The sequence below is a fragment of the Paenibacillus sp. Y916 genome, from assembly GCF_056786435.1.
The window spans coordinates 182712-196066 of record NZ_JBXCJA010000006.1 but is presented as its reverse complement, the minus strand read 5'-3'; the positions used below and the strand labels follow the sequence as shown (position 1 = coordinate 196066).

Genomic DNA, 13355 nt, shown 5'->3' with positions numbered 1-13355 from the left:
TTTATTATACCAAACGATTATAAAAAAGGATATACAAGAATCGATGTATTAATACGGCCTACTCCATCTACCTTTTGGCCAGCTATCAATGCCCGCTTTCACTTTTGCATCATTAAATGATGAAAAAGTAGATTTCACAAAACTTAGTGAAGGGCCACCATTAAGTCCTACATAATTATCGAATTCTCTTGCTGTTGGTGAACGTCCATAAAATTTTAATGCATTAATTAGTGCTGAATTAACAATATTTTCTGGTGAAAATTGCGTTTCAATAAAGGTATCATCTAAGTAATTACTCTCATATGAAATTCCACAACATTTAAATGAATATACTATTGCGATTTCAATAGCAGTTCGATTTGTAATATTCTTACTTACTGAGTCAATAGTAAATTGATCTCTCGCTATACAATCTATTTTTTCCTTAAATAAATTGAAGTATTCATGATTAACGAGAAATAATGTTTTTCTCCGGGGGAACATTTTTTCAAAAAGTCTCTGCGGCTCTCCTCTTGTTATCCTTCTGTATGGATTAAATAACAAAGTAGCTTTGTCGTCTAAAAATTTTAATATCATCTCATCTATCAAGCTAGAATAATTAGGGTACAAGGTTCCTATTATATGTCTCTCAGACATAAGAAATAGATCTTCGAAAATCTCGATAGATATTTTTCTTTTCAATTCGTGTTTCATCTGAGTAATTGTTTCAACCATGAAACTGGTAAATGCCCAAAGGAGGTAATATTTTTACCCAAAATAACATCTGAACATAAGCGACCTCTTATAGATATTTCATCTATACACCCTAGTATCTCAAGCGTCCCATTTTTATAGATTAACCTTTTATTTTCAAAATCCATCATTATTTCATCATTAGATAATTCGTATTTCTCATATAGACTAGACAATAACTGAATCATGTTAGTCCTGAAGTCGTTCACTTTGTCTGTTATGAATTCCACTTCACAGGTTTCTTCGTTAACCATACCTTTCCACCTCCAGATTGACTATTTTCAAACTTATTGTAGGCTTCTAGATCGTTGGCATTACCAACAGACCCTTCTTCTTCTGGTAATACCACAAGTTTAATGCCCTTCTTAAAAGCTTCCTTTTGGGCTAACTTCACTCCAATCTCATAAATAATCTCTCTTTGTCCTTGATAAGTCATTATTGGTGGGACTTTTCCTTCGATAACTATTTCGACTTCCAGATCAATAGATGGATCTGCTGCTATTGCTCTCTCGATCCCCCGTTTTGTCTTGACGATCAAAGGAAGTCCGTTTTTATCCTTGGGAATCTTAGAATAGTCTTTAGACCATCCATCCGGTGTTTCTTCATCTTTTGAAAAATAATTATAAGATTCCGGAATTGTATACATATAACGAATAAAATCACCACGTTCATTACAACTAGCAGCATATTGAGAATTCTCTGCTTGTGTCTTATGGTTATGTACATTGCATGTATTATTGAGAGAATCAAAATTAGCACATAAAGAGCATGTTAATATTAATTTTTTACTCACTATATATTCCTCCCTTGGAATTCCGAATGAGAAGGATCAAATTTCTTTTTTTGATGATTTGGAACATGATCCTTACACACCTGATTGGTCCAATTTACTAATCTCAAATAGTTCAAGTCTTCCTGCGTCAACGTTTTATCGCAATTAATACACTTCTTAACTTCACCTCTGATAATTTTTTTCTCACTCCCAACTTCTATTTTAGGGGTGAGACCTACTCCTGGATTTTCAGCCCACTTACGATATGGAGCTAGATCAACATGTCCCATTCCAAAATAGTCTGCAGCATCCCGGAACGCATCACTCAAGGCTGCTTTTAAAATCTCTTTATATTTATTGATATCTTTACCTCGATCAAACTTTGCGAAACCTCGCCCTTCACAACTTGTAGTCACAATCGTCAGAATCCCTCTCATTTCGATCAAACCTGTCAACTCATGATAGATCGGATCTCTAATAGATGTCTTCCATGACCAATATGGGCCAGCTGCATTACGCACTCGATACTGATACGGGTGATGTGGGATATAGGCACCTTTTTGTTCTCTTTTATTTGTAAACTCCACTGTGCCTTCAGGAAAAGGAGCTTGCAATTTGACTAGTATTTCATCATATATTCTTTCGAAATCTTCACTGGATAAATTATTCATAAGAAATCATTCCCATTTCAGTTATTATATTAACAATATAGTGTATGCATTGAAAAAACACAATAGAAAGTTTTTAAATAGTTCAACTTTTATCTCATTCAGTATAAGTTTTTGATTAAATGCCCCTCAAAATCAAAAAAACCTGTAGCAGGTTGGTAGCCCACTTCAGGTTATTTTTATCGATCCCTTATCAACTTACAGTTTTAATAGTAACTTCGGTATTATCAATGTGACTGCAAGTGTTAGAGGACTGAAAATGACTAATCCCAAACCTAATCTCTTTCTTTGTGGTTCTTTTCCCGCAAGGAGTCGAATAAAAATTCCAACATAGAACATTGTCCCCGTGATTGGATAGGCTATATACTTTAGGCCATTAAAAATCGTGTGACCAAAGGGTAAGGTTGAATCGACCATTTCACTTACGGACTTTCCACTACTTTCAGCTGGAGCATCACCAAAAAATGTGTGAATGATTGCTGGTATATATGCCATCATGAAGGTCCCTAATCCGAAAAAGATAATAAACAATAAACCTCTTCTTTTGCGTATAGGATTCTTACCTGCAGTTAAGAGTAATATGAAACCAAGGGTAAATAGACACGCAAATACAGGGATTCCTATTATTTGAACAAGACGAATGCCCTGATTCAATACCTCCATCACATTATCAAACACTGTTATTCCCCCTCTACTAATCCCGCTTCACCAAATTGGCTGACAAACTCAACATCATTGACTTTCCAACCTTCATCTTCGAAATAGATCAAATTCGTCCTAATAATAATAGTCTCACTATTTGCTATTTCATTAAACTCGGTAGTCAAACTAAATTGATTAAGGAGCTCTACCTCTTTTTTAGTAACCTCTCTAAGATATGGTTTAAATTCTTTAATGGACGATTTCACAGAAATATCTGTCGATGGCAATTCCATTCCAGAAGGATAAGTAGCTCGATACCCCATTTCAGTCATATACGGTTTTATATTTTCATATCTTTGATTCGTTGAATTATAAGTGAAAAATTGCATTATAAACTCTTCATTTGTCTTTTGAAACCCAGAAACGCTCTTATTCTCATTAATCTGTGATTTCAAATAAATTGTGTATGACGAGAGAATTACTAAAAGAATGATTACAAAGGACAATATGAAATAAAATAAACTCTTTCGTTGCACAGTCCTCAACTCCCCCCTATTATTGAACTATTCTTCTAAACCCCAAAAATTTGTAATTTTTCCATCTTGATAGAGTGTCTATACTAACTCCCAAGCTATCGCCTGAATTATAAAACTTTCCATCACCAACATATACGCCTACATGAGAAGCCGCAGCCTTATATGTTGACCAGAATACAAGGTCACCCGGTCTTGCATCACTAGCTTTTATAGGTACTGTCTTTTTGAATTGGGTCTCTGCATTTCCTTCCATATCTATACCCACTGCCTTGAACGAATGATATAATAGACCGGAACAATCGAATCCACCATCACTTGGTTTTTTACCATCCCACTTGTATCGCATACCAAGATATTTAGACATTTCATTCACAAGTGCCTGCACATCATAAATCTGTCCTTCTGATGATACCACTGTAGACATATATCTCATGACGTGCTCTACATACTTAACATCTCCGTATCTCTTCCATCCCTTTTTCGCAGCCTCTCGTGCACTAAATGCAGCAGCTACTTCCTCTGAATGACCACCGTTACTCATGGCATAAGCTATGTACCCTCCGCCAAAATTATATGCTTGCAAGGTTAACGGTATATTAGCCTTATTACCATTAGCTATCTTCGCATCTCTATAAACTGCAAAGAAAGCCTCAACACCGACTTGAATTGAATACTCAGGATCAGTAATCGTACCTCGTGGTAATCCCAATGATTCCGAAGCTTGCATTACGTCTAGATGTCTCCCTCCTGACTCTTGCTGAATTAGAGCCAAAATAACAGGTGTAAGATCTTCGATCCCCAATTGCGCAGCATATTTACGAACAAGCGGTTCATATCGTAATACTAACTCTGTAACTTTGGCCAAGCCAGGAATATATCCACTAGAGTAAGTATTTTTTCCTCCATACAACATCGCGTTCCAGTTTGGATCCGCTACGGATATGAATTCAAAAGCGAGTTTCATATCACCTTCAGCAATACCTTCCTCTATTAATATCGATTGGAATTTAGCTCCATCAATATCTAACATTGGCGCAAACCTATCATCTACTGTTGTGTGATTATACTGGTTATAAGTATCAATAGTACAATTACCACTCGTGCTTGTTCCCGTTGATGTCCAATTATTGTTAGGTTCTATTGTTCCACCTGGATAATACCTCTTTAAAGGTTTTATATCCATATTCCCATATTCTAATGTTATTTTGGATAACACATCATGCGCTGGTCGAGCAGACTGAGTAATAGTTTCCACTGGAGGATCCGTTTCGGTCCTAAATCCCATAAGTATACCTTTTTCATAGTAGGCTACTTCACGGGTACACACTTTTATTGTCTTCATTGTACTCGTATCATCTGCTATAGAAGTATAGAAAAAACTCGGTTTAAATCTATCAATAAGATCTTCCACTGGATAGTCTGAAATCGAAACCTTTTTCTCATTAACGATTATTTCATATCTTACGAGAGCTGAGGGAATTCCCCAACTAGGTTTTACTGCATTAGCCACTTGTGTCTTCCAAGAAGAATCAGCTTCTATTTTAAAAAGTTCATCAACCGTTTTATCTGATGCTTTTTTGAAGTCTTGTTCATAATCAAGATCAGCCTTCATTTCAACTTCCGTCCGTGCATTCCCTCCCATAAACCAATCTGAAAAGGGTATCGACGATAGTATGAGCAATATGCATATTATAACAATGAGAATTAAAGTTCCAATTAGTATAGCTTTGAAACCGATCAAAACTAGTAGCTTCTTTATTAATACTTGTAAAAACTTTTTAGCTAATTTCAATAAATATTTTCCTGCTTTACCTACAGCTTTATTAGCTGCTTTCGAACCCACTTTTTTAGAGAAATTACCAGCTTGGCCTGCTGCCTGCTGTCCAACTTCATTAGAACTCATCCATCCACCTCCTAGTCGTAGGGAGTAATATTTTAAACTCCCAAACGACTCCATTCATTTATACAATATCCTTCTTTCTTTCAGACTGATTATAAACAAGGTTAGAAGCCCATCCGATTTGTCCCATTTGTTTTGCACCTTCATACATTGTATTCCCGGCTTTCTTTGCAACCTTTGTCGCACCTGAAACTGTAAGAGAGACCGCATCCGCAGCTTTATCAGATCCTGATCGATTCCCTGGAGAATTGTGATTAAAATATTCATCTGGTTTAATTCTACGAACATCAAAATTACTATCAGAATATTGCTTTTCTCCTAGAGAATCTGCCATGTATACTTCGCTCTTTCTTCCGAGCGCACTTGTCGATCCAGACATTCCAACCACTTCACGGTTTGTTCTTGGTGCGACGTTTGTTTGGCCTTGCATTTGAGGTTGATTTGGAATAGCTACTTCTTTGGTATAACTACCATTTTCCTGACGTTTCCAATCCTCATTCCCATTGCGTAATTTGTAATCCGCCATACGTCTTTGTCCTTTATTTAGTGAAGCGTCCCCTGATCCATAGGCACCTACTTGTTGCCAACTTTTCGTTTGAGGGTTTTGTACCTCATACCAGGAACGATCATTCGTCTGGTTCCATCGTGCAGAGCTACCTCGATAAGTTGGGTTTGAAGCAAGTTGCTCTAATGTCATCCCTTTAGGACTATTTTCACCTGAACCATAATTAAGAGCCTTCTGCCTACTTACTCCGGACATCATTTGTCCAATGGATTTCCCTGCATTACCAAACTTGTTTCCTAAGTAAGCTCCCGCAACAGCTCCACCTGGACCAGCAATAGCCATACCTGCCAGACCTCCTAACCCCGCTCCAGTCTTGCCCGCTGCTTCACCTAAATTCCCCATTAACTGCCGTCTTTCTTGTGAATCGCTTAATTTATCCCACATATTCGAGAACTTGAAAGGACCAGTTGGGTTTCCGGTTGGACCAGTTGATTTTCCTGCATTCATTACAGTTGTTCCAACACCTTTCACACCAGATGCGATATTTCGAGATCCTTGCATAACTCCTTCCACAGCTTTAGAACCTATTGCAGCTCCAGCTGCAACCCCTCCACCCCCAAAAGGTAAGCCTACTATTCCACCAGCAATTGCTCCTCCTGTTGTACCGGCTTTCTTGATTTTAGACCACATTGCACCACCAGTAGCTGCTCTTGATAGAACTGAAGCTCCAGAATCATTACTATCAGATACTGATGATCCGGATGGCGTTTCCACGCCTCCTCCTCCTCCACCACCACCGTCATATGGACCACCATTCCTACCTCTTCCAGACATATTCATTACGCCTTTAGATAACATCATCGCTCCGCCAATCCCACCAAGCCCAATTGCTGTTGAAGCTCTACCGACATTTGATGATGAATCACCTAGATTTAGCCACTTACTAACCATTCCGGAAACTGGAACAAACATTATTATCATACCTAATTTGAAAATAGTTGGTCCCATTCCTTGTCCGAGGTTTCCAGCCATTTGTACAAATATAAACAAAATTATAGCGTGAACAGTCGGCAAAAATATGTTTCCTATTAACTCCTTGATATAGGTACCAAAGAATGGTCTAGTCTTTGCAAACAATAGACTGTAAGCAGCAAAAGGCGACATTACCGCTAAGAGTACAATGATGATCTTCCTAGATATATAAATAAAGTTTAAATAAGCAGATAAACCCCACTCAGCTAGGAATACAAATACATCACCCATTGCAAACTTATATGTACTATCATTTGAAGCGGAAGCTATAATGGACATTCCATCTAGTGCCCCACCATTTGTTAACGTGTCCAATAAACCCGCTATTCCCTGGACCGCTCCCCAGTTGATACCCATTAGAGCATGAAAGAGCATCCAAAAGGACGCCATGAAAAAGGCTGAAGCAACGTACATATACACATCTTTCCAAAAATCTTCTTTAGATTGAGGACTATGTGCCTTAAATCCTAACTTTAGAGAAGCGAACATGATGGCTAGCATTAAAATTGTCGCATATACACCCGAAAACAGTGCGATTATTGGATTTATCACATTATCTATTTCAGATTGATAAAATATCCCATCAACTAACACATCATTTCCGGCTGTATTAAAGCCCCATGTGTCATATGGATTTCCAAATACTAAATTTTGAATACTATTAATACCAGGTATTTTAAACAAATTGTTAGCTTGACCAATTAGAAATCCATCAACTAAGTTAGCTTCATCTTCAGCATTATCTAACATTTGCTTTGTACTTTCTCCAATTAGGTTCCCAGATGAATCTCCCGCTGTGGAGGTGTTAATTCCTGTACTGCTTTCTCCATAAGCTGTTGGAAGATTAATTCCTCCTACACCTGTGAAAAGAATAATCAACAAGAGCGGAAAAACAAGGCATATACGTTTTTTTAACTTCAAGCAATATCACCTTCCGGTATATGGGATTTATCCTCGTACCATTTAAGTATTTCATCCCTCTCCAGGATTTTTTTCTTCTTATTCATCTGAACATTTTGATTCGTGTTATAATATTGCCATTCATCTGGAGTAGGTTCAGACTGATACGTCACAATCTGTTTTCCTGCTTTCATTAGAACTTGGCCAGTTGAGGCGGTTCGAATGAGATTTCCAACATCTTCGCTGAGACGGAAAGTATTTAATATTGGATTTATATCTTGGTCACTTTGTCTCAAGAAACATACTGTATCAAATTGAGCAACTACATCCCTTGCTTCATCTGTTCTTTCAAACATCTCGTAGCGTTGGGATACCAGTGTAAGAGATACATTCCACTTACGACCGCGTGCGCTTAGTAATTTCAACCATTCCATCATGGTTTTATACTTAATCATCATCCACGCTTCATCGATGATAACCCGTTTCTTCACTTTTGGATTTGAAACGATAAATCTGTTCCATACCCAAGTCATTAAAACATGTTGTGCTAAGGGTCTTTCGATTCCGTTACTCGAGAGCTTACTTATATCGAACGTTACAACTGGTGCTTCATCCAAGGAAATGTTATTTTCGGAAATAATTTTAGTTTGACCATCAAACATTCCAAACGCTTTATTCTTAGTAAATAACTTAACTACATTACACAATTCACGTAGCTCTTCGTATCCACCATCTGCTGCCTGCTCTTTACATAGAGCTTCATAGACATCTGTGATTGTTGGCATTGTGATATATTGTTTTTTGTAAGTTATCTTTCCATTGTCTTCAATATTCTCTTTATTCTCAAAAATGGAATCTGGATTTTCTGTTATTCCAAGATCTTCATATAACTTCTCGAGAATATCATTTAAAACTCCTATTTCTAATGCGGTTAGCCCTCGACCATCTGGAGTAAGGGATTCTTTCATTACTTTAAAAAACTCTAAAACCTCTTTTACCTTCTCATTAATGTTTATCTTCTCATCAATGTATTCATCATCAGTACCCTTGTTTTTAAGTTCCTTCTCAGGGAAAATATCTAACGGATTAATTCTACTGACATTATCTTCTTTAGAAGGATATATCGGAACGACAACACCACCGAGTGCATAAGTGAGCTCCCTATACTCCGGTTCCACGTCGATAATTACGTTTTTCATAATTCCATCCATGTAGCCACGCGCAATAATTTGTTTCACTAATACTGACTTACCTGAACCACTGACCCCGAAAATTCCAAGAGAGTAGTTATTTAAACTATCATCGAAATTATTATAGTAAACATAATCTCGTCCAAAACGACCAATTGGGAAACCACCTTGGTGGTTGAGTGTTGAACTAGCATGGGGGAATAGTGCCGTTAAACTAAGTTGATCCAAATTTCTCTCAGATTTAGGTAACATATTTTTTCCAAGTGGAAGACAGGATAAAAATGCCTCTTTTTGATAGTTGAATGCACTTAAGATTTCAATTGATTCACCACCGACTTCATTTTCTACCAGAACACACTTAGCATTCAAATCCTCAAGTGAATTCGCATATATCGTTGCTTGGACAGATACATAATACAAACCATTTTGATTTGTTTTTATCTGTCGTTGGAGAAACCTTGTATCCTCCCGCTTTTGGTGGGCATCATCGAATATGGCTTGATTTCCACGACTATTCGCAGAATAGATAACGTTATCAAACTCATCTATTTTATCTTGTAATTTCTTAATTGCAGCATTTCGGTCAATAGGTTCCACATGTACCGAGCAATCAAGATCATCGCCAGAAAACAGAGCTTCAAGCCAACCTACTCGTACTGTACGTGGGTATCCGCTTGGCTTCACATAAAATGATCGTGCATACTTAGTAGTACCTAATCCTGTCTTAAGTATTGAATAATCTCTTTCGAAGTGAGCCCCATCATTAAGCATATTGTCAACAAGAGATGGATAATCAAAGGTGACATCCCCACTGTCTACATTTTTACTGTTATTTGATTGATCAAATTGCGATTCGATTTTTGTTGTTTTCGTTTTCTTCAGTCGATTGAACAATTTTCCTAACCTCCTCACTATCGTAAACAAGATCTTCAAACCCAGGTAAACTCATTACGTCAGCTGTGACGTAAGTGGACAGCTTTTCTTTTCCATGAGTTATCAAATCGGAGATTGGATGAATTACCATGCGATCTCGGTTCAATGCTCGTTTCATTACTTCCATTGCACCTAAACTATCTAACATTTCTGAATATATTTCACATTGTCTCAACATTCCAACTACCGTTGCTGCGCGCTGATATAATTCATTTCGAATCATTTCGTTTCTTTGATCCGTAGTCAATGATCCCATCTTACTGGTTTGCGGAATGAAGGATACGATGTAGTAAACTTTTCTTGAAATACGAAATTCATTTTCGGATTTGTTTTTAATGTGATTGATCACATTCATGTTATAGTCATACGTATGGGCATTGCCCATTTCCAAATTGGTTTTCCACCTTTGTACCTCTTTACTAAGATCCTGCCTAACCGCTTGTCCAAGAATTTGCAGGGGAAATCGGATTACTCGAAACAGATTCCTATATCCCAAGATAATTGACTGTCGCGCTTGTTCACTGAGTAGATCATAGTTTACGGTGTCTGTTGATATGATCACACAATATTCATTGTTCTTTTTCTTGAAAATTCCGTACTGAATTTCTTCAATTCCTATAAGATCTTTCATGTCTTCGCGTTCTTTTTTTTCTTGTTTCATTGATTTTTTAGATGCATTAGGTTTCGTCGATTGTGTACCGCCTGTTTCTTGCATATGTTGTTTTCTCTTCCATCCCATTACTGGTTCATTTCGATCCATACGTCGTTTTGCTAGAAACAGAAACGACATAAAGATCACGAGAAATCCTATCATGCCAAATATAAATATCTTCAGATCTATACACTCCTTTCAATATCAAATGTGAGAATATGTCTTTTGTGATCGAGCATATTTTATTACCGTTAGTACAAATTCACTTGCAAACTTGTCGTATTTGTCAAATTTGAAGAAAGCAAAAAAACATGCGGAACCAATACAAACCACAAAGATAACTAACTTAGTTATTACTTCTGATGCACTAGATACAAACGGTATATCTACAAACAAAAATATAATTGCACAAAAGATAATCGTCGGAAATAAAATAAAGAATTGTCGAAGTGATAGTCTTGCTAAAATAGCCTTTTCCTCTTGCGTGATATCTATCGGGACCACTATTTCATTATTCATAACTCGTAATCACCCCTTAATTTAAAAGAATGGCCACTCTGCCTATCATTAATTTCGATAGATGTCGTAACCTTTTGGCAGAGTAGACATTCCAGTTTTTTCATATTTACTAAGGAGTTTACTGCGCTCCAGGTGCCAGTCCTGCAATCATGTCTGCAAAGCCTGCTGCTCCGTAAAATACAAATGCTCCACCACAACAAATAACTAAAGCTTTCCAGTATTGTGCTGCTTTTTGTGGGTTAAGCGAACCGAAAAATATCATGATCGCATAATACATGATCGCTAAGACAAAAAGTGTTCCACCAATTCCACCTACTAACTGAACTACTGTGATAAGCGGTTTATTTACTTTTGCTACATTTGCGTCATTAGGATTATAGGTTTTTCCCCTGTCGGTCAAATCCGTACTAATAACAGAATCCGCAGAAACAATTGAACTCAACGGCGTTACGATCATAAATAGACAAAGTACCAAAGACAATACAAAAAAATATTTTTTAAACATGGGTAAGTCTCCTCTCAATTTCACAATAATCTTCTAAGTATCGGACAAACTATTAAAAGTTTAATCAACTAAAAATTCATATAAAAAAACCTCCTTTAAATAAAAAAAAGCACCGCCGAACCATGGGGATTATCCCATGGTTTGGCGGTGCTTCCGCTTTTGATAGTATTTGATTAGGTTAGTTTTAATACCTACTATAGATTATCATGAAAATGAGTAAAATTGTCAAGGTATGAATTATTATGTTGTATGATGAATACCTTCTGGACTACTAGATTAGTTGTATTAATATCTTGCGTGATGAATTCCCTTCTCGACAACTAGTACACCTTCATCAAAACCACCCTCGTGGTCTACTGAATAATGAATTAAAATGGTAGCATGATCGATCGGATCAAATTCCATTAAAATATCTTCTACAATAGCAAGCAAACCCTTTAAACCACTACGTGATAAGCCGACTATTGGGAGTGCTATGATATTCGAATTTTTATTTTTCATTATTTTTTCAGTTAATACGTGATTTATAGCTAGTTGCCCTCCTCTTACCGAAAATTTTAAACATCCACTTTTACTTTTACATAAAACAATTGGATAACATTCCGCAAGTATAGCTGCCTTGATTTGATCTGTTAAAACCCTATTATTTAGCGTTTTGCTAAGTAGATCTACCGTTTCATATGGTTGCTTATAGATTTGTTTTGACATAATTATCTCCTCCAACAATATTTTTTTTGCTACAATACAAACTAATTTATGAATGGACATAAAGATGACGGTCTGAGTTGTTCACTTTAATTGAATATTTAGTTCACTTATAGTACAAATAACGTATTTCAAAACGGGGCGGACTGATAAAACCTAAACCCTATCCCTATTTACTAGATAGGGATATCACGTTCAATTCCCCGCTTTCTCTAACAAGCTAGAAACCTCAAATTTATGAGGAATATAACTTGTTGGAGAAAGCGGAGAAGCTAGTTCTCCACTACTTTGTCCAAAATTCGGACAGTTTCTACTAATTTTCTGAAATTTTTAACAAAGAACAGTTCTTCTTTCACAAACATCCCTTCAACCAAAAAAGCACCTTTTTCATTACTATGGAACCCTTTCAGTGGAATATGGTGTTCGCCATACCTTAAAACTATATTACCGCCTAGCTCACATACCTCTCCCATCATGCAATCATACTCACCAGTACCTCCAACTGCTGGCGTTGTTGTCATTTTCGCTACAACATCAGAACCGTATTTACGCTGTAACGCCAAAAATTCTCGTGGTGGTATTGGTACTGTAGGAAAAGGGAAATTCAATAAATTAGACTTTTGTTCATCTTCATCAATGAAATTAGCAATCATCTCTTTGAAATCATCGCTTCCTAAATCCATCTCTCCCTCATCTGTAATTAGGGGAATATCATTATCCGCATCATTTTGTATATGTTCATTTTCTGTTATGCTCATGCCTTTAATAGTTGAAAATAACCTTTTCAAAGATATATCAAGTTCTTGTGGTATTGTTGACACTTGATAGGATGATGGTTTTTGAGGAACTTCTGAGAGCTCTGGAATTTCATTCAATATCCTTATAGTTTCTTGCGATTCCTCCAGACGCTCTTCCTTTATTAAAATCTTGTCATTGTCTTCTGGTTCCTGTTCAACGGTGTCTTTAAGCAGTTCATTATCTTCGTGCGATAACTTTTTAGACTCGACAAGGACGACTTTCCTGTGATCTATATACACAGGTGTCACTTGAGTATCTCCTTGAAAAAAAATACTGATAAAGCCAATAACAAACGGAGATAATATTAAGAGAGTAATCACAGTTTCTAAACTCAATTATTTCACCCGCTTCAAAACACGTTTTAAC

14 protein-coding genes are annotated in these 13355 nt (G+C 36.8%); all 14 read right to left on the bottom strand.

Annotated features, from left to right (window positions below):
* Window positions 1-48 precede the first annotated feature (48 nt).
* The 14 genes from AC1TO9_RS15130 to AC1TO9_RS15065 all read right to left on the bottom strand — a co-directional run bounded on the left by AC1TO9_RS15130 (window position 49) and on the right by AC1TO9_RS15065 (window position 13324).
* A complete protein-coding gene (locus AC1TO9_RS15130) occupies window positions 49-714 on the bottom strand; it encodes a hypothetical protein (RefSeq protein WP_482059695.1) in 666 nt (221 codons plus the stop codon).
* Complete coding sequence (locus AC1TO9_RS15125; protein WP_482059694.1) at window positions 690-986, bottom strand: hypothetical protein; 297 nt, start codon at window positions 984-986, stop codon at window positions 690-692. Before AC1TO9_RS15125 ends, AC1TO9_RS15130 begins: the two co-directional genes overlap by 25 nt.
* Entirely contained in the window at window positions 950-1525 is a 576-nt protein-coding gene (locus tag AC1TO9_RS15120) for a hypothetical protein (protein WP_482059693.1), read from the bottom strand. The genes AC1TO9_RS15125 and AC1TO9_RS15120 overlap by 37 nt, the downstream gene beginning before the upstream one ends.
* Complete coding sequence (locus AC1TO9_RS15115) at window positions 1525-2175, bottom strand: hypothetical protein (RefSeq protein ID WP_482059692.1); 651 nt, start codon at window positions 2173-2175, stop codon at window positions 1525-1527. The genes AC1TO9_RS15120 and AC1TO9_RS15115 overlap by 1 nt, the downstream gene beginning before the upstream one ends.
* A gap of 195 nt (window positions 2176-2370) precedes the next feature.
* On the bottom strand, window positions 2371-2850 hold the full coding sequence (locus AC1TO9_RS15110; RefSeq protein WP_482059691.1) for a hypothetical protein: 480 nt from the start codon (window positions 2848-2850) through the stop codon (window positions 2371-2373).
* 2 nt (window positions 2851-2852) lie between these two features.
* A complete protein-coding gene (locus AC1TO9_RS15105) occupies window positions 2853-3350 on the bottom strand; it encodes a hypothetical protein (protein ID WP_482059690.1) in 498 nt (165 codons plus the stop codon).
* A 19-nt stretch (window positions 3351-3369) separates the two neighbouring features.
* Window positions 3370-5253 (bottom strand): bifunctional lytic transglycosylase/C40 family peptidase, encoded by a 1884-nt coding sequence (locus AC1TO9_RS15100; protein WP_482059689.1) that lies wholly within the window; start codon window positions 5251-5253, stop codon window positions 3370-3372.
* Window positions 5254-5311: 58 nt separating this feature from the next.
* A complete protein-coding gene (locus AC1TO9_RS15095; protein WP_482059688.1) occupies window positions 5312-7708 on the bottom strand; it encodes a hypothetical protein in 2397 nt (798 codons plus the stop codon).
* On the bottom strand, window positions 7705-9771 hold the full coding sequence (locus AC1TO9_RS15090) for a VirB4 family type IV secretion system protein (RefSeq protein WP_482059687.1): 2067 nt from the start codon (window positions 9769-9771) through the stop codon (window positions 7705-7707). The genes AC1TO9_RS15095 and AC1TO9_RS15090 overlap by 4 nt, the downstream gene beginning before the upstream one ends.
* Window positions 9719-10624 (bottom strand): hypothetical protein, encoded by a 906-nt coding sequence (locus AC1TO9_RS15085; protein ID WP_482059686.1) that lies wholly within the window; start codon window positions 10622-10624, stop codon window positions 9719-9721. Before AC1TO9_RS15085 ends, AC1TO9_RS15090 begins: the two co-directional genes overlap by 53 nt.
* A gap of 42 nt (window positions 10625-10666) precedes the next feature.
* A complete protein-coding gene (locus AC1TO9_RS15080; RefSeq protein ID WP_482059685.1) occupies window positions 10667-10981 on the bottom strand; it encodes a PrgI family mobile element protein in 315 nt (104 codons plus the stop codon).
* Window positions 10982-11099: 118 nt separating this feature from the next.
* Window positions 11100-11486 carry a TrbC/VirB2 family protein gene (locus AC1TO9_RS15075; RefSeq protein ID WP_482059684.1) on the bottom strand — a complete coding sequence of 129 codons (387 nt, stop codon included), beginning with the start codon at window positions 11484-11486 and terminating at the stop codon, window positions 11100-11102.
* Between the two features lie 285 nt (window positions 11487-11771).
* Window positions 11772-12194, bottom strand: a complete 423-nt coding sequence (locus AC1TO9_RS15070; RefSeq protein ID WP_482059683.1) for a hypothetical protein — start codon at window positions 12192-12194, stop codon at window positions 11772-11774.
* A 269-nt stretch (window positions 12195-12463) separates the two neighbouring features.
* Window positions 12464-13324 carry a hypothetical protein gene (locus AC1TO9_RS15065; RefSeq protein WP_482059682.1) on the bottom strand — a complete coding sequence of 287 codons (861 nt, stop codon included), beginning with the start codon at window positions 13322-13324 and terminating at the stop codon, window positions 12464-12466.
* Window positions 13325-13355 lie beyond the last annotated feature (31 nt).